The 18,198-nt window shown below is 69.9% G+C and carries 20 protein-coding genes; 5 read left to right on the top strand and 15 right to left on the bottom strand.

Annotation, left to right across the window (positions count from 1 at the left end; translation table 11 throughout):
* Positions 1–6 precede the first annotated feature (6 nt).
* Positions 7–966, bottom strand: coding sequence for an acetamidase/formamidase family protein (locus tag ACQY4O_RS04070; RefSeq protein ID WP_428374952.1), 960 nt, complete (start codon positions 964–966; stop codon positions 7–9).
* Positions 967–1,320: 354 nt separating this feature from the next.
* On the opposite strand from ACQY4O_RS04070, the gene ACQY4O_RS04065 reads away from it, so the two are divergent.
* Entirely contained in the window at positions 1,321–2,418 is a 1,098-nt protein-coding gene (locus ACQY4O_RS04065) for an AI-2E family transporter (RefSeq protein ID WP_428374951.1), read from the top strand.
* Positions 2,419–2,478: 60 nt separating this feature from the next.
* Here ACQY4O_RS04065 and ACQY4O_RS04060 read toward each other — a convergent pair whose 3' ends face one another.
* The gene (locus ACQY4O_RS04060) at positions 2,479–2,958 is read right to left on the bottom strand and encodes a DUF3429 domain-containing protein (protein ID WP_428374950.1); all 480 of its coding nucleotides are present in this window, start codon (positions 2,956–2,958) and stop codon (positions 2,479–2,481) included.
* A 129-nt stretch (positions 2,959–3,087) separates the two neighbouring features.
* Between ACQY4O_RS04060 and eno the strand changes: the two genes are divergently transcribed.
* A complete protein-coding gene (eno, locus tag ACQY4O_RS04055) occupies positions 3,088–4,365 on the top strand; it encodes a phosphopyruvate hydratase (protein WP_428374949.1) in 1,278 nt (425 codons plus the stop codon).
* 25 nt (positions 4,366–4,390) lie between these two features.
* Here eno and ACQY4O_RS04050 read toward each other — a convergent pair whose 3' ends face one another.
* On the bottom strand, positions 4,391–5,251 hold the full coding sequence (locus ACQY4O_RS04050; RefSeq protein ID WP_428374948.1) for a dimethylarginine dimethylaminohydrolase family protein: 861 nt from the start codon (positions 5,249–5,251) through the stop codon (positions 4,391–4,393).
* A 173-nt stretch (positions 5,252–5,424) separates the two neighbouring features.
* Here ACQY4O_RS04050 and ACQY4O_RS04045 point away from each other — a divergent pair, with 173 nt between their 5' ends.
* Positions 5,425–5,754, top strand: a complete 330-nt coding sequence (locus ACQY4O_RS04045) for an FtsB family cell division protein (protein WP_428374947.1) — start codon at positions 5,425–5,427, stop codon at positions 5,752–5,754.
* A gap of 41 nt (positions 5,755–5,795) precedes the next feature.
* Here ACQY4O_RS04045 and rpmG read toward each other — a convergent pair whose 3' ends face one another.
* Positions 5,796–5,963, bottom strand: coding sequence for a 50S ribosomal protein L33 (gene rpmG, locus ACQY4O_RS04040; protein ID WP_138324871.1), 168 nt, complete (start codon positions 5,961–5,963; stop codon positions 5,796–5,798).
* Positions 5,964–6,149: 186 nt separating this feature from the next.
* Between rpmG and ACQY4O_RS04035 the strand changes: the two genes are divergently transcribed.
* Together ACQY4O_RS04035 and lexA are read left to right on the top strand one after the other, a co-directional pair.
* Entirely contained in the window at positions 6,150–7,352 is a 1,203-nt protein-coding gene (locus tag ACQY4O_RS04035) for a molybdopterin molybdotransferase MoeA (RefSeq protein WP_428374946.1), read from the top strand.
* 157 nt (positions 7,353–7,509) lie between these two features.
* Positions 7,510–8,280: a transcriptional repressor LexA gene (gene lexA / locus ACQY4O_RS04030; RefSeq protein ID WP_428374945.1), complete on the top strand. Its 771-nt coding sequence runs from the start codon at positions 7,510–7,512 to the stop codon at positions 8,278–8,280.
* A 443-nt stretch (positions 8,281–8,723) separates the two neighbouring features.
* Here lexA and ACQY4O_RS04025 read toward each other — a convergent pair whose 3' ends face one another.
* The 11 genes from ACQY4O_RS04025 to uvrC all read right to left on the bottom strand — a co-directional run bounded on the left by ACQY4O_RS04025 (position 8,724) and on the right by uvrC (position 17,673).
* Positions 8,724–9,041, bottom strand: a complete 318-nt coding sequence (locus ACQY4O_RS04025) for a helix-turn-helix domain-containing protein (protein WP_428374944.1) — start codon at positions 9,039–9,041, stop codon at positions 8,724–8,726.
* A complete protein-coding gene (locus ACQY4O_RS04020; protein WP_428374943.1) occupies positions 9,038–9,373 on the bottom strand; it encodes a type II toxin-antitoxin system RelE/ParE family toxin in 336 nt (111 codons plus the stop codon). Before ACQY4O_RS04020 ends, ACQY4O_RS04025 begins: the two co-directional genes overlap by 4 nt.
* A gap of 278 nt (positions 9,374–9,651) precedes the next feature.
* The gene (gene bioD / locus ACQY4O_RS04015) at positions 9,652–11,100 is read right to left on the bottom strand and encodes a dethiobiotin synthase (protein ID WP_428374942.1); all 1,449 of its coding nucleotides are present in this window, start codon (positions 11,098–11,100) and stop codon (positions 9,652–9,654) included.
* Positions 11,097–11,735 (bottom strand): alpha/beta fold hydrolase, encoded by a 639-nt coding sequence (locus ACQY4O_RS04010; protein ID WP_428374941.1) that lies wholly within the window; start codon positions 11,733–11,735, stop codon positions 11,097–11,099. Before ACQY4O_RS04010 ends, bioD begins: the two co-directional genes overlap by 4 nt.
* The gene (locus ACQY4O_RS04005; protein ID WP_428374940.1) at positions 11,732–12,916 is read right to left on the bottom strand and encodes an aminotransferase class I/II-fold pyridoxal phosphate-dependent enzyme; all 1,185 of its coding nucleotides are present in this window, start codon (positions 12,914–12,916) and stop codon (positions 11,732–11,734) included. The genes ACQY4O_RS04010 and ACQY4O_RS04005 overlap by 4 nt, the downstream gene beginning before the upstream one ends.
* 11 nt (positions 12,917–12,927) lie before the next feature.
* Positions 12,928–13,380 (bottom strand): molybdenum cofactor biosynthesis protein MoaE, encoded by a 453-nt coding sequence (locus ACQY4O_RS04000; RefSeq protein ID WP_428378094.1) that lies wholly within the window; start codon positions 13,378–13,380, stop codon positions 12,928–12,930.
* Entirely contained in the window at positions 13,377–13,649 is a 273-nt protein-coding gene (gene moaD, locus ACQY4O_RS03995) for a molybdopterin converting factor subunit 1 (RefSeq protein WP_428374939.1), read from the bottom strand. The genes ACQY4O_RS04000 and moaD overlap by 4 nt, the downstream gene beginning before the upstream one ends.
* A 26-nt stretch (positions 13,650–13,675) precedes the next feature.
* Positions 13,676–14,323 (bottom strand): hypothetical protein, encoded by a 648-nt coding sequence (locus ACQY4O_RS03990; protein ID WP_428374938.1) that lies wholly within the window; start codon positions 14,321–14,323, stop codon positions 13,676–13,678.
* A gap of 95 nt (positions 14,324–14,418) precedes the next feature.
* Positions 14,419–14,988, bottom strand: coding sequence for a molybdopterin-guanine dinucleotide biosynthesis protein B (gene mobB / locus ACQY4O_RS03985; protein WP_428374937.1), 570 nt, complete (start codon positions 14,986–14,988; stop codon positions 14,419–14,421).
* 46 nt (positions 14,989–15,034) lie between these two features.
* On the bottom strand, positions 15,035–15,625 hold the full coding sequence (gene pgsA / locus ACQY4O_RS03980; RefSeq protein WP_428374936.1) for a CDP-diacylglycerol--glycerol-3-phosphate 3-phosphatidyltransferase: 591 nt from the start codon (positions 15,623–15,625) through the stop codon (positions 15,035–15,037).
* A 170-nt stretch (positions 15,626–15,795) separates the two neighbouring features.
* Positions 15,796–17,673 carry an excinuclease ABC subunit UvrC gene (gene uvrC / locus ACQY4O_RS03975; protein WP_428378093.1) on the bottom strand — a complete coding sequence of 626 codons (1,878 nt, stop codon included), beginning with the start codon at positions 17,671–17,673 and terminating at the stop codon, positions 15,796–15,798.
* Between the last annotated feature and the right edge of the window lie 525 nt (positions 17,674–18,198).

The following is an 18,198-nucleotide window of genomic DNA, read 5'->3' as shown; positions in this document are numbered from 1 at the left end:
AGGACGCTACGCGAACAGCATCCCTTTGCGCAGCATGCCGTGCACGCCCTTCTCGCCATTTACCGTCTGCGTCACCCGGAAGTCGACCGCGAGCGAGCAGCTCACATAGGCCTGGTCGCGCGACAGGCTGCTGCGCGCGGTGATCAGCTCGATCATCTCGCGCAGCGCCTGTTTCATTGCGAGATCCAGATCCTCGTTCAGCCCCATGGTGATGAAATGCGTCGGCGTCTCGGCGCGGGGCTGCCGCAGCACGGGGTCGGCCGCGCCGCCGCCCGTGTGCAGCACCAGGGTGAAGCGGCCGTCCAGGCACAGCTCCAGCGCGTTCACGCAGACCTCGCCGTCGCCCTGCAGGCCGTGCCCGTCGCCGGCCGAGAAGCTCGCACCCTCGACCAGAACCGGCAGATACAGCGTGCTGCCGGCGACCAGCTCGCGATTGTCCAGGTTGCCGCCATGCCGCCGCGGCTCGCGCGACGAGATGCGGCCCCAGTCCGCGGGCGGCGCCACCCCCATGATGCCGAAGAATGGCCGCAGCGCCAGTTCCGGCCCCCAGGGCAGCCGACAGGTGCGCCGCACCCGGTCCACCGGGATATGGCTCATGAACCGGGTGGGGAAGTCCTCCGGCAAGGTGCCCGCCAGCGGCCGGAACCCGCAATAGCCCCAGTCCGCCGCCGGTTCGACCGCCTCGATGCGGACCTCGAGCATGTCGCCGGGCATGGCGCCTGCCACCGCGACCGGCCCGGTCAGCATGTGGGTGCCCAGGCGCGGCAGGTTGGCCGCGTGGATCGCGGCCAAACTCGGCGGCACGACCAGGTCGCTGCCCGCCGCCGGCATCACCTCGGGGCCGCCGGACAGGCATTCGAGGGCGACGGTGTCGCCCGATGCGATCGTGAGGACCGGTGCCACCGTGGCGTCGAAGAAGCCGAGCCGCACCGTCTCCGGCGTCGCTGCAACATGATGCACGCTCATCCCTGCCCCCTTCCCCTGCCCCCTGCTCCGGCATCCGATCCGGGACGTCGCGGATATAGTCCCGGGCGGATATAGTCCCGGGCGGATATAGTCCCGGGCGGATATTGCCCCCGATGGCGGCGTCCGGCGAGCCGCTCCATGCGGCGGCACCCGGCGGCTTCCGACGCGCGCCCGCAGGCGGGTCAATCATCGTTCGTCAGGCCTCGCCGACACGCGGTAGAAGCGGCAACCACCATGCCGAAGCGGCACCAGAACCTTGCCCGCCCCGGCCCGTTGCAGCGCGGTGACGCCGCAGGCGCCAAGATTGTGCCGAGATTGCGCCGCCTGGGCGCGAGGCGGCACGAGAGGATCAGAATGTCGTTCGAAGCTACTCCCGACCGGTCCGGGCCAATCGACCCGACGCGCTCGCAGCAGGTCGCGCGCGGCGTGCTGGTGCTGATCCTGGTGCTGCTCGGCCTGTTCACCCTGCATGACTTCCTGATCTCGCTGGCCTGGGCGGCGGTCTTCGCCATTGCCATCTGGCCGCTGTTCCGCCGGGCGAAGCAGCGCTGGCCGCCGGGCAGGCACAACCTCCTGCTGCCGCTGTCGTTCACCGGCGCGGTGGCGCTGATCTTCGTGGTGCCGCTGCTGCTGATCGGGCTGGAGGCGGCACGCGAGGCGCAGGGCGTGCTGGTCTGGATGGACCATGCCCGCCAGAACGGCGTGCCGGTGCCCCCCGCCGTCGAGCACCTGCCCTTGGGAAGCCAGGCCGCCACCAGCTGGTGGCGGCAGCACCTGACCGATCCGGGGGACGCCAACACCCTGTTCAAGCAGCTCAAGCCGGTGCGCAGCGCCGCGATGACGCGCCAGGTCGGCAGTCAGGTCGCCCACCGCATCACCCTGTTCGCCTTCACCATCATCACGCTGTTCTTCCTGTTCCGCGAGGGCGAGGACGTGACCGCGCAGATGCTGGTGGCCAGCCGCCGCGCCTTCGGCGCGCGTGGTGAGCGGATCGGCCGGCAGATGATCGCCTCCGTGCACGGGACCGTGGACGGTCTGGTGCTGGTCGGCCTGGGCGAAGGGGTGATCCTGGGCGGCGCCTACGCCATCGCCGGCGCGCCGCATCCGACCCTGTTCGGCGTGCTGACCGCGGTTGCCGCGATGATCCCGTTCTGCGCCGTCATCGCGGTGGCACTCGCCGCCCTTCTGGTCGTCGCCAACGGCAGTGCCGGTTTCGGTATCGCGCTGTTTGTCTTCGGGATGGTGGTGATCTTCGTCTCCGATCATTTCGTGCGCCCGGTGCTGATCGGCGGCGCCACGAAGCTGCCGTTCCTGTGGGTGCTGCTCGGCATCCTGGGCGGCGTGGAGAGCTGGGGCCTGCTCGGCCTGTTCCTCGGGCCTGCCATCATGGCGGCGTTGATCCTGCTCTGGCGCGAATGGACCTCGGCTCCGGCGGTCCAGGGCGCCCCGTGATGGCGGCTGTCCGAACCGACGACGTGTCGGTCAGCGATCTCGGCATGACCAGACGGCGTTTCAGAAGAGGCGGGCGAGCAGGACGGCGACCAGGCACAGCAGCACGACGGCGGTAAGCACCCAGCGCAGCGCCATGTAGCCGGCCGGGATGCTGCCCCGGCGCTGCGCCTGCTGCTCGACCAGCGTGGTCACCGCAAAGCCCACGATCAGCAGGGCGACCGCGACCAGCGGCGAAGCCACCAGGGGGATGAGCAGGGCCGCCCAGCCGATCAGCGCCGGCACCACGCCGAGTGCGAGGCGCTTGCGATCGGTGGCGGCCCGCGTCGGCGCAACGAGGGCCGGCGCCGGCTCCAGTGCAAACCCCCAATGCACGCCGCCCAGGAAGGCCAGGATGACACCGCCATAGGCGATCAGGGCACGGACCAGGTTCGGCACCGGGACCTCGCTCGGGAACAGCAGGATGCCGATCGTGCAGCCGAGGAACGGCAGCAGCCCGGCGACGCCGAGCGCCACTGCCGCGATGGGAAGTCGCCTGATCACCTTGGTCCTCCTGCCAATCGAGCCCAGCCAACGCCAGCCAGGCTGCGCGGGATGCGGTGCCGGGGCACCCCGCCTTGCGAACCACGCAAGATGGTGCAAGTTGGCCGCAACAGCACGGATGACCGGACCATGAGCGCGATCACCGACATCACCGCCCGCGAGATCCTCGACAGCCGCGGCAATCCGACCGTCGAGGTCGACATCGCGCTGTCCTCCGGCGCCACCGGCCGCGCGGCGGTGCCGTCTGGCGCCTCGACCGGCGCGCACGAGGCGGCCGAGCTGCGCGACGGTGATGCGGCCCGCTACGGCGGCAAGGGCGTCCTGAAGGCGGCGGCCTTTGCCGAGGGCGAGATCCTCGATGCGCTGCAGGGGGCGGAATCCACCGACCAGATCGCCATCGACAATGCGATGATCGATCTCGACGGCACGCCGAACAAGTCGCGCCTGGGCGCCAACGCCATCCTCGCGGTCTCGCTGGCGGTCGCCAAGGCGAGCGCCAACGAGCTCGGCGTGCCATTGTATCGCTATGTCGGCGGCGTATTTGCCCGCACCCTGCCGGTGCCGATGATGAACATCGTCAATGGCGGCCAGCACGCCGACAACCCGATCGACATCCAGGAATTCATGGTGCAGCCGGTCGGCGCGCCGACGCTCGCCGACGCCGTGCGCATGGGCTCGGAGATCTTCGCCCAGCTCAAGAAGGGGCTCAGCGCCGCCGGCCACAACACCAATGTCGGCGACGAGGGCGGCTTTGCGCCCGGCCTGAAATCGGCCGACGAGGCGCTGTCCTTCATCAGCACGGCGGTGGAAAAGGCCGGCTACCGGGCCGGCGACAACGTCACCTTCGCGCTCGATTGCGCCGCCACCGAGTTCTACAGGAACGGCCGCTACGAGATGGAAGGCGAAGGCAAGTCGCTGGACTCCGCCGGCATGGTGGCCTATCTCGCCGACCTCGCCGCGCGCTACCCGATCGTCTCGATCGAGGACGGCCTCGCCGAGGATGACTGGGAGGGCTGGGCCCACCTGACCACGGTCCTGGGCAACAAGCTGCAGCTGGTCGGCGACGACCTGTTCGTGACCAACCCGGAGCGGCTGCGTCGCGGCATCGCGGCAGGAACCGCCAACGCGATCCTGGTCAAGGTGAACCAGATCGGCACGCTGTCGGAGACGCTGGAAGCCGTCGAGCTGGCGCACAAGGCAGGCTACAGCGCGGTGATGAGCCACCGCTCCGGCGAGACCGAGGACGCCACCATCGCCGATCTCGCGGTGGCCACCAATTGCGGCCAGATTAAGACCGGCTCGCTGTCCCGCTCGGACCGCACCGCCAAGTACAACCAGCTCATCCGCATCGAGCAGGAACTCGGCTCGGCAGCCCGCTACGCCGGCCGCACCATTCTTAGGCATTAGTCAGCAGGGGTTTGCGGATGGGCCTTCAATGGGTTCGTAGATCGAGGCGCAGGGTCATGCAATAGGCGCCGCCGCCGGACAGGATGAACGGCTCGAGCGGCACCGGGCTGACGGCATAGCCGCGCTCACGCAGCACGCGGGTCAGGCGGTCCGCCGGCGTCGCCATGACGATGGTATGACCCACGGCCACCGCATTGACGCAGAAGCGCGCCGCATCCTCATCGCTCGCCTCGATCAGCAGGTCCGCCTGCACGGTGTCGCGGATCAGCGCGTTGCCCTCCTTCGAGAAGGCCTGCGGGTAGAACAGCACTTCGCCGCCCGGCAGCACGCAGAAGCAGGTATCGAGGTGGTAGAAGCGCTCGGTGGCCAGCTCGAGCCGCCTGACCTCGATATCGAAGGTCTCGGCGATGAAGGCGGGCGCCGCCGGCGACGAGCGGGGTCCGAAACCGGTCCAGGCCAGCCTGCGCGTGCGGTCCCAGATGCAGTCGCCGGCACCCTCCTGGGTCAGGCCGTCTGGCAGGATGATCACCTCGTCGAGCCGGCCGCGCGCCTTGAGGCCGTCGAACACCGCCCGGAACGCCGCCTCCTCGCCCTGCCGTTGCGGGTAGCGGAAGCGTGCCAGCAGCGCACGACCATCGAGCACGATCCCGCCATTCGCCGGGAACACCATGTCGGGCAGCCGGGTTACGCCGTCGGCAATCTCGACGGTCCCGCCCGCGTCGCGCAGGGACGCGGTCAACGACGCGAACGCCGCCTGTGCCTCGCGCCGGTGGCCGGCAGGATCCTCGGCCCAGATACCCGGCTGCATCCAGGGGTTGATCGTGTACGACACCTCATAGTGCGAGGGTTCGACGAGCAGGTAGGCGGGTCCGGAAGCGGCATCCATGCGCTGGGCGACTCCTGATGGCGCTGCCGACGCAGCCTTGTTGATCCCGTAGCAGGGTTTTCTTCACGCACGCGTGAAATTGCGCTTGCGGAGCCGGCTCGGGATCGTGAAAACTGCAGCTTCGGGGCGGTCGCAGGCCGGGCCAGAGTCCCGCTTGCTCAAGGATGTACAGCATGAGCTTCAAACGAACCGTGAAGCGCAAGCTGAAGGCGGGATTTCCGCCGGTGTTCTTCCTGAGCCTGGTTGCCTATTTCTCGTGGAATGCCACCCAGGGTGACCACGGGCTACGCAGCTACTCGGCACAGTTGCAGCTGCTGGCCAAGGCGCAGGATGGCAAGGCGGCGGCGATCGCCGAGCAGGCCGCCTGGACGCAGCGCGTGTCGGGGCTGCGCGATCATGCCCTGGACGCCGACACGCTCGACGAGCGCGCGCGCGCCATGCTCAACCTGGCCGACCCGAACGACATCGTGGTGCCATACGGGCCGAACAACCGGCTGTACTAGGCCAGCACTCCCCCGACAGAGCCGGCGTCAGGCCACCGGGATCACTTGATCTTGGCTTCCTTGAACGCGACGTGCTTGCGCGCGACCGGATCATACTTGCGCAGTTCCATCTTGCCGGTCTGTGCCCGTGCATTCTTCTTGGTCACGTAGAAATAGCCGGTGTCCGCGGTGGACACGAGCCTGATCTGGATGGTGTTGGACTTGGCCATGGCAAACCTCGCAACTGCGGCCCCGCTGCACCATGCCGGCGACAGAGGCTCAGGGAGCGCGAAATGGCGCGGAGTGGCCGCCGCGGTCAAGAGCAAACCTGATCGCCCCAGCCTTCTATTAGATAGCCGCCTTCCATCCGGTCTCCGCCTGCTGTCCGGTATCCGCCTCGTGTCCGGCGCCGACGCATGCTGAGCGTCGACGAGGCGCGGGCGCGCATCCTGGCCGGGTTGCAGCCGACCGGCCTCGAGCAGCTCATGCTGGATGCCGCGGTCGGCCGGGTCACGGCGCGGCCGGTGCCGGCACGGCTGTCCAATCCGCCGGCCGACATCTCCGCGATGGACGGCTATGCGGTGCGCGCCGTCGATACCGCGATCGGCGCGCGCCTCGCGGTCGCCGGCACAGCGCCAGCGGGGCATCCGTTCACCGGCCGGGTCGAGGCCGGCACCTGCGTGCGGCTGTTCACCGGCAGCCTGATGCCGGACGGTGCCGACACGGTGCTGATCCAGGAGAACGCCACACGCGACGGCGACCGCGTGACGGTGCACGAGAGCGTCGCTGCCGGGCGCCATATCAGGCGCATGGGCCAGGATTTTGCCGCCGGCGACGCGGTGCTGCCAGCCGGACGCCGGCTTGGCGCGCGCGATATCGGTGTCGCGGCGGCCGCCAATCATCCGTGGATTGCCTGTCATCGCCGTCCGGTGATCGCCCTGCTCGCCACCGGCGACGAGATCGCGCTGCCCGGCGAGCCGATCCCGCCGGGCGGCATCGCCAACTCGAACAGCCCGATGCTGGCCGCGGTGGTCCGCGCCGCGGGCGGCGAGCCGCTGGTGCTGCCGCCGGCGCGCGACCGTATCGAGGCGATCGCCGCGAGCCTCGACGGCCTGCGCTGCGACATGCTGGTCACCATCGGCGGCGCCAGCGTCGGCGACTACGACCTGGTGCAGGCGGGGCTCGGTGCGCGCGGCTTCGCGATGGATTTCTGGAAGATCGCCATGCGCCCGGGCAAGCCGCTGATGCATGGCAGGATCGGCGACACGCCGGTGCTGGGACTGCCGGGCAACCCGGTCTCCGCCCTGGTCTGCGCGGTGCTGTTCCTGCTGCCGGCGATCGCGCGCCTGTCCGGCGACAGCATCGCGCAGCCGGAGATCGAGGCGGCCCGCCTCGGCGCGCCGGTGCCCCGCAACGACCATCGCGCCGATCATCTGCGCGCCTCGCTGTCACGCGACGCCGATGGCATGCATCTGGTGGTGCCGTTTGAGCGGCAGGATTCCGGCATGCTGCGCCGGCTGGCGCTTTCGGAAGCCCTGGTCCTACGGGCGCCGCAGGCGCCGGCGTTGGAGCCGGGAGACCAGGTCGGGATCATCCGACTGGACCGGCTCGGACTCTGAGGACGGGCGCGGACCCGCCTTGCTCCTGAACAGGAACCGCCGCTTGACGCCATCCCGGGAACCTATGTAGAACGACATTGTCAGGTTTCCTGTTTGTTCAGGTCGCCGGCGACGGATTGGCCAAGAGCAATGGGCCAACTGGCGATGGGATGTTTCGATGCTCACGCGCAAGCAGCACGAATTGCTGGGCTTCATCGATCGTCACCTGAAGGAGACCGGCTTCTCCCCGAGTTTCGACGAGATGAAGGACGCGCTGCACCTGCGCTCCAAATCCGGCATCCATCGCCTGATCTCGGCCCTGGAGGAGCGCGGCTTCCTGAGCCGGCGGCATCATCGCGCGCGCGCGTTGGAGGTGTTGCGGCTGCCCGACAGGCCCGGCGCAGGTGCCGGAGCCGAGGCAGCAGCGGCGGATGCGGCCGAGGCCCCCGAGTCCGGCATGTCGCCCGAGTCCGGCATCTCGCCCGAGTCCGGCACCTTCTCCCCGAACGTAATCCGTGGCGATTTCAGCCAGCGCCTGCCCGGGGTGCGGGCGGCAGCCGATGCCGGCGCAGTGCAGCTGCCGCTCTATGGCCGCATTGCCGCCGGCCTGCCGATCGAGGCGCTGCGTGACACCGGCGTGCATGTGCAGGTGCCGATGTCGCTGCTCGGCAGCGGCGAGCATTATGCGCTGGAGGTTGCCGGCGACTCGATGATCGAGGCCGGCATTTTCGACGGCGACACGGTGATCATCCGCAAGGCGGAGACGGCCGAGAACGGGCAGATCATCGTGGCGCTGATCGACGACCAGGAAGTGACCCTCAAGCGGCTACGCCGGCGCGGCAATGCGATCGCGCTGGAGCCCGCCAACGCCCGCTACGAGACCCGGATCGTCCCGGTCGACCGGGTGCGCGTGCAGGGCCGCCTGGTCGGCCTGCTGAGGCGCTACTAGAGCCTGATCGTCTCAGGCTGAACCAGCCTGAGACGTGAATCAGTCTCTAGATCAATCTGGTAGAGCAAGACCGGCTCAACTTGAGCCGGTCTTGCTCTAGGGCCGGTGCATCAGTGTCGGGCAAACGGCCGTTTGACGAAGTGATAGGCATAGGCCGAGAGGGCGGGAGCGAACTTTCTCTACCCATCGGGGCCGCTGCCGCTCGCCCGCACGCCGGTACGAGCACCCGGCGCAGTTGAGATCACGCCGATTGCTGATTAAGAAGTACGGCCTTGTAGCGGGTGGGGGTAGCGACTGTCCCGCGTCAATCATTGCCTTGAGCTGCTGTTTCTCGCGATCCGACAGCACCATCCGTTTCTTGGCTTTTTCGCCGAGGGTGCTTTGAGAGCTCGCGATTCGTTTGCCAGCCCAGGCCTGAAATTCGGACCGACGCAATCCCTTCACTATGCCGCTTGGACCTCGGCAACCACCTCAGCAACCGTCTCCGGGCTGCGTGCAATGACCATCAGGAGCACGCGTGCCGCGGGATCGGGCCGGCGGAGTCCCTGCTCCCAATCGCGCACTGCGGCGATGGCCAATCCAAATCGCTGCGCGAAAGCTGATCGTGTCAGGCCCAATCGCTCTCGGATAGCGCGCACGTCTACCTCACCGGGCGGAAGGTGCACGCGCGCCGCGTCCTTCTCGCCCCGCATGATGGCGGTGGCCTCTTGCATCGAGGCGATCAGCTCGCGCCCGAAATCAGTGTCATCGGCCTCGGTCATGATCCTGCTCCCTGTTTCATCCCTGCCGCCAAGGCGGCCACGACCTTGCGCTGTGCCGAGCTGAGGTCGCCCTGCTCATTCTTGCCGTAGATCAGCAGGGCAAGGATGGGCTGGCTCTCAGTCAGCGCGTAGTAGATCACTCGGAACCCGCCGCTCTTGCCTCGGCCCTTCGGCGCGAAGCGCAGCTTTCGCACCCCGCCAAGACCGGGCATCACGTCACCAGCCTGCGGATCGTGGGCAAGCGTATCAATCAGGTCAGCCCGATCCTCTGCCGACAGCAGCGCATCGGCACGACGACTGAAGATCGACGTTTCCAACACTGCATGCAGCATGATGCCTATTACAGCATTGCTGTATAAAGATCAACAGCGGTGCTGTAGCTGAGCCCGGTGGCTACCTGCCCGGCCCTAACCCGCGCGACTGTCTCTCTCGCTCGCGGTCATGCTCCGGTTCCAGCGTCAGTCCTTGCCGCTCCCGTTCCTTGGCCCGCGCACGCTGGCGCTCGACCTCCTTCGCCTTCCGTTCTACCCGCTGCTCCCAAGCGGCGCTCTTCCCGGCCCCTTCCCCTTCCTCGTGCCCAAGCGGCTTGGTTGGTGTTTCGCCCGGCTGCTCAAAGGCGGGTCCCCGGCGGGTCGAGGGCGGCGCCCTCGCCTTCCTCAAGGCGACGCAACGAAGGCATCCACCCGGCCGCCTGGTCGATCGCCGCGGCATCGACGCGGTCGAACATCGGCAGTTCCGCCAGAACCCGCACCCGCCCGTAGCGTCGGATCGCGTCCCGGTTGCCGTCCGAGGGCGGCCCGTTGAGAACGACCCCCGCAACGGGAATGCCGCGGGCGCGCAGCGCTTCGAGACTGAGCAGCGTGTGGTTGATGGTGCCGAGCATGCTGGATGCGACCAGCACCACGGGCAAGGCAAGCCGCGCCATCAGGTCGATCATCATGGCGCCGTCGGCGATCGGCACCATCAGGCCGCCGGCGCCCTCGACGACGACCGGCCGGTCGCCGTGCGGCGGCAGCCGGATGCCGTCGAAGTCGATCGCAACCCCTTCCAGGGCAGCAGCAGCCTCCGGCGAGAGCGGCGCGCGCAGGACGCAGGCGGGCGGCAGCACCTGCTCCGGCGGCAGGCGTGCGAGCCGGCCGACGGTCTCGCTGTCGCCGGCTTCGGTGTCGATCCCGGTCTGCAGCGGCTTCCAGTAGGCGGCATTCCAGGCGCGGGCGAGGCAGGCGGCGACCAGGGTCTTGCCGATCCCGGTGCCGGTGCCGGTCACGAACACACCGCTTCCGACGCTGCGGCGGAACAGCCCGGTGCCGATCCGGTATTCCGCCGTGGCGGCGTGCTCGCGCTCGAAGCGGCGCAGTGCGCGACGCAAAGCAAGCGGCTCCGCCGGACGCACATCCGCGCGCGAAAGGTCGGCGCCGACCGCCCGCAGACCGCGCAGGAAGCCGATGCCGCTCTGGTGCGCCTGCAGCACGGTCTCGCAGGACCACGCGCCAACGCCGCCACCGGGCCATTCGGCTTGCAGAACCGCCGCCCCGGGGAGATCGGGCGCCGCGGGCTGCAGGCCCTCGGCGCGCAGGGCGGCGTGCCAGGCGGCGAAGCTGCCGCTGCACAGGGTGGAGACGGCGAGCAGGCCGCCCGGCGCGAGCAGGCCGGCCAGGCGGCGCAGGGTCGCAGGGCGGTCGGAGAACCACTGCATCGCGAGGCTGCCGCAGATCAGGTCGTAGCCGCCACGCACCGACGGCCGCTCGGCGTCCATCGAGAGGAAGCGCGTGGCGGCGTGGCCGGCGCGAGTCGCGCGGCTGCGTGCCACCATGGCCGGCGAGACGTCGGTCACCGTCCAGTCCGGTGCATGGCCGCTGCCGGCAAGGCGGCTGTGCAGGGCGTCGGTGAGCAGGCCGGTGCCGGCGCCGAATTCCAGGATACGCGGGGCGGCGGGCAAGCCGGCGGCAAGAATTCGGTCGGCCAGGCGCGCGGCCACCGTCCGCTGCACCGCCGCATGGTGATCGTAACGATCCGCGGCGGCGCCGAACCGGGCGCCGACCGCTTGCGCCCGGCTCATCCGAGGACCGCCAGCAGGTCGAGGATGCCGGCAACGCAGGCCTGCGGATGGCTGAGCGGCAGGATATGGCCGCCCTGCTCCACCCATCGCAGCCCCGGCTGCCCGTCCGCCAGCGGGCGGAGGCCGGCAAAGCAGGCCCGGCTGAGCGCCGGGGTCGCAACCGCATCCCCGGTGCCGGCCAGCGCCAGCACCGGGCAGGTCAGAGCGGCGAGCGCGGCCCGGCTGTCCGCCTCCTGCAGCAGGCGAAGTCCCGCGGCGAGCGTTGCGAGGTCGCATGGCGGCTCCTCGCGCTCCGTCATCGCGAGGCCGCACCGCGTGCGGAACTCGGCGACGGTGGCAGCCGGGTGCCGCTGCAGCCGCTGCGCCAAACGCTGCAGGATGCGCGGGTCGATCCCGTCCGGATGGTCGGGCCCGCGTACAAACCGGCTGAAGCCGTTGATGGCGATCAGCCCGGCCAGCGGATGCGGGGCTACGGCCAGCAGCTGCATCAGGCCGAGCGAATGGCCCACGGCCAGCACCGACCGCGCGGTCGCTCCTTTCTCCACCAGGAGCTCCGGCGGCAGCAGCGCCCGCACCGGGTCCCAGAACGAGGGCGGCATCGCCCAGCCGCGCGCGAAGCACAGCGACGGCGTCACGCCGCCTCGCGCAGGCAGTCGGGCAGCAGGTCGATCAGCTGTCCGATGGCCGCCTCGTCATGCGTCGCGGCAAGCGCGAAGCGGATCCGGGCGGTGTTGGCCGGCACCGTCGGCGGCCGGATCGCGGCCGCCAGCACGCCGCGGCGCTCGAGGGCCGCGCTGACCGCCAGCGCACGCTCCGGGCTGCCCAGCAGCGCCGGCACGATCTGGGTGGACGCGCCGGCGGTCTCGATGCCGAGCTCCAGCAGGGCGGCGCGCAGCCGGGCGGACTGGCCGTCCAGATGGCGGCGCTCGGCATCCATCGCCGGCACCAGGTCGAGCGCCGCATCGATGGCGCCGAGCACCGGCGGCGGCAGGGCGGTGGTGTGGATGAAGCCCGAGCAGGTGTTGACGAGCAGGTCGCACAGCCCGTGCGAGCCGGCGACATACGCGCCGAAGCTGCCGAACGCCTTGCTCAGCGTGCCCATGACGCAGTCGATGCCGGCGATGCCGGCGCTGAGCCCGCGTCCCTGCGGCCCGAGCACGCCGGTCGCGTGCGCCTCGTCGACATAGAGGAACGCCTCGTGCGCCTGCGCGATGGCGGCCAGCCGGGGCAGGTCGGCCCGGTCGCCATCCATGCTGAAGACGCTTTCGGTGAGGATGAAGCACAGGCCGGCGTGCCCGCGCCGGGCCGCGAGCAGACGCTGCAGATGATCGAGGTCGTTGTGCCGGTAGCGCACCTGGCGGATGCCGGCCGCGGCGCAGCCCTGGTGCAGGCTGGCATGGTTGAGCCGGTCGGCGAACACCAGCGGCTCGCCCAGCCGCGCCGCCGCCCGCAGCAGCGCCGGCAGCACCGACGCGTTGGCCTGCCAGCCGGACGCGAACAGCAAGGCGGCCTCGCAGCCCTTGAAGGCGGCCAGCCGCGTCTCGATACGGGCGTGCGCCTCCAGGGTGCCGCTGACCAGCCGCGAGGCGCCGGCGCCGGTGCCGAGCTCCCGCGTCCAGGCGACGGCACGCGCGACCACCAGCGGATGCCGGGACAGGCCGAGATAGTCGTTGCCGGAGAGGTTGAGCAGCGTCCGGCCATCGCGGCACAGCTGCCCTGGGGCGCCGGGCTGCACCGGCCGCAGGATGCGCCGCAGCCGGCGCTCCGCCAGCGCATCCAGCGCCTCGCCAAACAGTCTGTCGGTGCGCGTACCCATGACTGTCTCGTCTAGCCTGCCCCATCCCAGCGAGCGGCTGCCGTTTCATCCGCCTCGCGCGCCTCGACCCAGGCCGTCCTGCCATCGGCGAACAGCTCCTGCTTCCAGAATGGGGCGCCGGTCTTCAGCCAGTCGATCATGTAGCCGGTCGCATCCAGCGCCGAATGGCGGTGCCGGGACGCCGCCAGCACCAGGACGATCTGCGCCGCGACCTCCAGGTCGCCGATGCGGTGGATCACGGTGCAGCCGAGCAGGTCGAAGCGCCGCGCCGCTTCCTGGGCGACCCTGGCGATGGCCCGCTCGGTCATGCCGGGATAATGCTCCAGCCGCAGGGCCTGCAGGCCGCCGCCGCCGCGGACGAGGCCGATGAAGCTGGCCAGGCCGCCGGCGCCGGAGGCCGCCAGGGCCGCGATCTCGGCCCCGGCATCGAACGGCTCGGCCTGGACGGCGACGCGGAGCATCAGCCGCCGGTCACCGGGGGGAAGAACGCGATCTCGTCGCCGCCGCGCACCGGGGTGGCATCGCCGGCGAATTCCTGGTTGACCGCCGCGCGCACCCTGCCGCCGGCGCTGAAGATGCCGTGGAACACCGGATCGCGCGCCTGCAGCCAGGCACGCAGGGACGCCACGTCGGCGACACCGGGCGGCAGGTCGAGCCGGTCCTCGGCGCGGCCGAGCCGGTCCTTGAGCCAGGCGAAGTAGAGGATGCGCAGGGGCGCCGATTGCGCTGACATGGAAGTCGACCGGACAGTTGCGGACCCTATTTGGGGGTACCGGTGACCGTCTGCACGCTGCCGTCGGGTCCGATCACGGTGCTCGTGCCATCTCCGTTGGGGATGACGATCGCGTGCGCCTTGCCGTTGCCGCCGCCATCGCCGTTGCCCGGCTTCGTCCGGGGCGGCGTTTCGCCGACATGGTCGGCAAGACTGCCGCCGGCACCGCCGAAGCCGTCACTCCCCAGGCTGTTGCCCCCCAGGCTGTTGCCCCCAGCACTGTCCCCGGCGCTGCCATGCGCTCCCGGCGATCCGGACCCGCTGATCGTATCCGTGGGTGCGCCGTGCTCGATGGCATCGTTCTCGCCGATGCCCATGCTGTTGCCGTCGCGCAGCGACGGGCCGCCGGACGCGCTGCCGCCGAGCGGCGTGCGGGTGCTGGAGTCGCCGCCGAGCCCGTTGCCCTGCTCCCGCGACACGTCGCCGAGCGTCGGCAACGGCTGCGGCGGACCGGGCCAGACATTGCCGGGCTCCGGCAGCAGCGGCACCTCACCGACGCCGTGGCCCTCCGAGCGGGTCTGGTTTTCGCTCAGTCCCGACGGCAGGTTCGGGTTCATTCCCGGCAGCGTGACGGTATCGTGGAAGAATTTATCAAGGCCAGAGCAGCCGCCGAGAAACAGAACCGACGGAAGCACCAACGTGCCGATCAAGGCAGAACGCCGCATTTCAAGATCCCCTCGCGGTGTCGCCACCGCTCCCGGCTGCAAATTGCATGTCCGGGCTGCAATGCTCAAGAGATGTTGTCCGTACACGCCGAAGGGTCGATATCGTTGCAGAGCTGGAACCGTTGCCTGATCCACCCGCAGATCGCCGCATGGTCGTCCAGCTGCAGCCAGTGGCGGTCGCAGCCGGGCGGCCGGATATCGCTGGCCACCGCCTCCACGCCGGCATCGCCGGGCCAGAGCGGGCGCCTGCCGGGCTGTGCCGCCACCTGCTGCCGCAAGACCTCCAGCCGCGGGCCGGGAGTGCGGGCGAAGCCTTCGACCAGCACCAGGTCGACCGGCGCCAGGCGCGGCAGCAGCTCTGCGAGGCCGCCTTCGTCCGGCGGCGTCGCGCGGCGCTCATGCAGCAGCGCCCACCGCTGGTCCCCGACCAGCAGGACCTCGTGCGCGCCGGCCTCGCGATGCCGCCAGCTATCCTTTCCCGGCCGGTCCAGGTCGACCGCATGATGGGTATGCTTCACCGTCGAGACCAGCAGGCCCAGGCGCGCCAGGCGTGGCAGCAGCGCCGTCAGCAGGGTGGTCTTGCCGCTGCCGGACCGCCCGATGATGCCCAAGACATTCAGGACCGGTGGGTTCATGACAGGTCGCGTGGCGCGGGCGCGCGAATCGACGGCAATCCGGGACTCAGGGCACCGCCTTCGTCGCGGGCGGCCGGACATGGCGAAAACCGGTGGACAGGTAATCCCAGCCGGTCACCAGGGTCAGCAGGGCGGCGATCCAGAGCAGCACCGAACCGATCAGCCCGACCGGCAGCCAGGCAATGTGCAGCAGCCGTGCCGTGCTGTCGCCGGCCAGCAGGGTGCCGATCGACGCCATCTGCGCCGTGGTCTTCCACTTTGCCAGCCGGGTCACCGGCAGGCTGACCCGCGAGGCCGCGAGATGCTCGCGCAGGCCGCTGACCAGGATCTCGCGCAGCAGGATCACGATGGCCGGATACAGGCCACCGAAGGGCAGCCGCCCGAGCCCGGCCATCACCATCAGCGACGCGCCGACCAGCAGCTTGTCCGCGATCGGGTCCAGCATGCGCCCGAGGTCGGAGAACTGCTGGCGCGAGCGCGCGATATGGCCGTCGAGATAGTCGGTGATGCCGGCGGCGATGAACACCAGGCAGGCGACCAGGTCGGTCGCCTCGCCCCGCGCCGCAACCAGCCCCACGAGCACCGGGATCGCCGCGATCCGCGACAAGGTCAGCAGGTTGGGCAGGTCCGTGAGCATCGCGAGCGACCCTAGAACAAGCGTTGCCGACACAACACTCACTATGTCGCCCCCAGAGGCTGTTTGCAGGCGCCTGATGCTGAATGAGAGCCGCCGTCTGGCCGCGAGCACCGGCGCACAGGAAGCCGTGCCGGATCGCCGGCAGCAGGTGCCTGCAAGCAGCCTCTCTTTCAGGTGCGGTGGAAGTGGCCGTAGATGGCCCGGGCCGTCTCGTGGCTGATCCCGGGTGCCGCTTCCAGGTCGGCGAGGCCCGCCTGCTTGACGCCCCGCGCCGAGCCGAAATGGTTCAGCAGGGCGCGCTTGCGGGCGCTGCCGATGCCGGGGATCTCGTCCAGCTCGGAGCGCGAGATGGCCTTGGAGCGGCCGGCGCGATGCGTGGTGATGGCAAAGCGGTGCGCCTCGTCGCGCAGGCGCTGCAGGTAGTAGAGCACCGCATCGCGCGGCGGCAGCTGGAACGGCGGCGCATCGCCGGTGTGGAACCATTCCCGCCCGGCATCGCGGTCCGGCCCCTTGGCGATGGCGACGAGTTTCACGTCGTTGACGCCGAGATCGTCTAGCACCGAGCGCACCGCCGAATACTGCCCGGCGCCGCCATCGATCAGCAGCAGGTCGGGCCAGTCGGTGCGGCCGCCGCCGGCGCCGGCCTGTTCATTGAGCGCCTGCTCCTTCAGGGCGCGGCCGAAGCGTCGCTCGAGCACCTCGCGCATCATGGCGAAGTCGTCCCCCGGCGCGATCGGACCGCGGATCGAATATTTGCGGTAGGCGTTCTTCATGAACCCATCGGCGCCCGCCACCACCATCACCCCGTAGGCACTGGTGCCCATGATGTGGCTGTTGTCGTAGGTCTCGATGCGGTCCGGCGGCGCCTCCAGGCCGAACAGCGCCGCCACCCCGTCCAGCAGCTTCGCCTGCCCCGCCCCCTCCGCCAGCCGCCGCTCCAGCGCCTCGCGCGCATTGGTCAGCGCATGCTTCAGCACCTGGCGCTTCTCGCCCCGCTGCGGCACCGCCAGCTCGACCTTGCGCGATGCACGGCCGCCATCGCCGGCCATGCCGGGAGCGCCCAGGCCGGGAGCGCGCACGCCGGGAGCGCGCAGGCCGAGGGCCTCGCCGATCAGCTCGGCCTCGGGCAGCTCGTGGCTCAGCAGCAGCAGCGGCGGCGGCGGCTTGTCGTCATAGAACTGGGCGATGAAGGCGCCGAGGATGTCGGCGGCGTCGGCGTCGCGTGCATTGGCCGGGAAGAAGGCCCGGTTGCCGTTGTTGCGGCCGCCGCGGATGAAGAACACCTGCACGCAGCACTGCCCCGCCGCCTGCCACAGCGCGATCACGTCGGCATCCTCGATCGAGGCCGGGTTGATGACGCCGCTGCCCTGCACGTGGGTGAGCCCGCGGATGCGGTCGCGCAGCGCCGCGGCGCGCTCGAACTCCAGCGCTTCCGCGGCCTGCTCCATCTCGATGGCCAGCTCGCGCTGCACCGTGCCCGCCTTGCCCGACAGGAACGCGCGCGCCTGCGCCACCAGGCGGTCATAGCCAGCCTTGTCGATCCGACCCGTGCATGGCGCCGAACAGCGCTTGATCTGGTGCAGCAGGCAGGGCCGGGTGCGCGACGAGAACACCGTGTCGGCGCAGGAGCGCAGCAGGAACACCCGCTGCATTGCCGTCACGGTCTGGTTCACCGCCCAGGCCGAGGCGAACGGGCCCCAGTAGCTCGCACCCGGAGTCGGCTTGCCGCGATGCTTGGCGATCTGCGGGAAGGCATGGTTCTCCGACAGCATGAGCCACGGATAGCTCTTGTCGTCGCGCAGCATGATGTTGAAGCGCGGCTTCAGGCGCTTGATCAGGTTGGCCTCGAGCAGCAGCGCCTCGGCCTCTGTATGGGTGGTGACGATCTCCATCGTGGCGGTCTCGGAGACCATGCGCCGCAGCCGCTCGGGGAGCCGCGCGACCTGGGTGTACGACGCCACGCGCTTCCTGAGCGCCCGGGCCTTGCCGACATAGAGCGCCTCGCCGCGCGCATCGAGCATCCGGTACACGCCGGGCGAGAGCGGCATGGTCAGCAGCGCCCGCTCGATCGCCGCCACGCCACGCCCAAGCGTGTCGGCAGCCGGGAGAATTGCGTCATGTTCCGTCGGGGGCGTCTCGTGCATGCGGCACATCTAATGCGGAGAGCGGCGCCGCGGGAGCCCCGATCGCCCCGGAGCGCCACGGGGGCGCCAGCGCTGGAGGCGGCCAACCGTTATGCAGGGCTGGCGCGTTAATCCACCGTTTCTGTGGAGAACCCTGTGGAGCGGTGGCGCATAACCGGCGCAGCGCGTGGCATCCTCCCGGCTTCTTGATGATTGCCTAGATAAGCGGCAGCAGGCTGCGGTCGGAGGCGACACGACCCCGCCATGCCGGCCGCCAACGGACACACGCATGACGTGCAATCGAAACCCGGGCTTCGCTCGAAAGCATCCACCGTTTCGGTGGATAAGTCTGTGGAAGAGTGGCAGACAGAATCGTCTGTGCCGCGACATTCCTGGCCCCAACGGCTTTGCTCACTAAGCAGGCATAGCTTCTTAAGTGTCTGATTTCAC

The sequence above is a fragment of the Lichenicoccus sp. genome (genome assembly GCF_965277665.1).
Lineage (GTDB): Bacteria > Pseudomonadota > Alphaproteobacteria > Acetobacterales > Acetobacteraceae > Lichenicoccus.
The sequence above is the reverse complement of the archived record's forward strand: the minus strand, read 5'-3'. Positions and strand labels throughout refer to the sequence as shown.

Excerpts from the sequence above, each read along its gene's own strand:
- moaD (WP_428374939.1), bottom strand. The coding sequence starts at position 13,649 with ATGTCAGCGCAATCGGCGCCCCTGCGCATCCTCTACTTCGCCTGGCTC.
- ACQY4O_RS04020 (WP_428374943.1), bottom strand. The coding sequence starts at position 9,373 with ATGCTGCATGCAGTGTTGGAAACGTCGATCTTCAGTCGTCGTGCCGAT.
- bioD (WP_428374942.1), bottom strand. The coding sequence starts at position 11,100 with ATGAGCCGGGCGCAAGCGGTCGGCGCCCGGTTCGGCGCCGCCGCGGAT.
- ACQY4O_RS04050 (WP_428374948.1), bottom strand. The coding sequence starts at position 5,251 with ATGGATGCCGCTTCCGGACCCGCCTACCTGCTCGTCGAACCCTCGCAC.
- lexA (WP_428374945.1), top strand. The coding sequence starts at position 7,510 with ATGCTCACGCGCAAGCAGCACGAATTGCTGGGCTTCATCGATCGTCAC.
- rpmG (WP_138324871.1), bottom strand. The coding sequence starts at position 5,963 with ATGGCCAAGTCCAACACCATCCAGATCAGGCTCGTGTCCACCGCGGAC.
- ACQY4O_RS04035 (WP_428374946.1), top strand. The coding sequence starts at position 6,150 with ATGCTGAGCGTCGACGAGGCGCGGGCGCGCATCCTGGCCGGGTTGCAG.
- ACQY4O_RS04070 (WP_428374952.1), bottom strand. The coding sequence starts at position 966 with ATGAGCGTGCATCATGTTGCAGCGACGCCGGAGACGGTGCGGCTCGGC.
- eno (WP_428374949.1), top strand. The coding sequence starts at position 3,088 with ATGAGCGCGATCACCGACATCACCGCCCGCGAGATCCTCGACAGCCGC.
- ACQY4O_RS04045 (WP_428374947.1), top strand. The coding sequence starts at position 5,425 with ATGAGCTTCAAACGAACCGTGAAGCGCAAGCTGAAGGCGGGATTTCCG.
- ACQY4O_RS04025 (WP_428374944.1), bottom strand. The coding sequence starts at position 9,041 with ATGACCGAGGCCGATGACACTGATTTCGGGCGCGAGCTGATCGCCTCG.
- uvrC (WP_428378093.1), bottom strand. The coding sequence starts at position 17,673 with ATGCCGCTCTCGCCCGGCGTGTACCGGATGCTCGATGCGCGCGGCGAG.
- pgsA (WP_428374936.1), bottom strand. The coding sequence starts at position 15,625 with ATGCTCACGGACCTGCCCAACCTGCTGACCTTGTCGCGGATCGCGGCG.
- mobB (WP_428374937.1), bottom strand. The coding sequence starts at position 14,988 with ATGAACCCACCGGTCCTGAATGTCTTGGGCATCATCGGGCGGTCCGGC.
- ACQY4O_RS04065 (WP_428374951.1), top strand. The coding sequence starts at position 1,321 with ATGTCGTTCGAAGCTACTCCCGACCGGTCCGGGCCAATCGACCCGACG.
- ACQY4O_RS04005 (WP_428374940.1), bottom strand. The coding sequence starts at position 12,916 with ATGGGTACGCGCACCGACAGACTGTTTGGCGAGGCGCTGGATGCGCTG.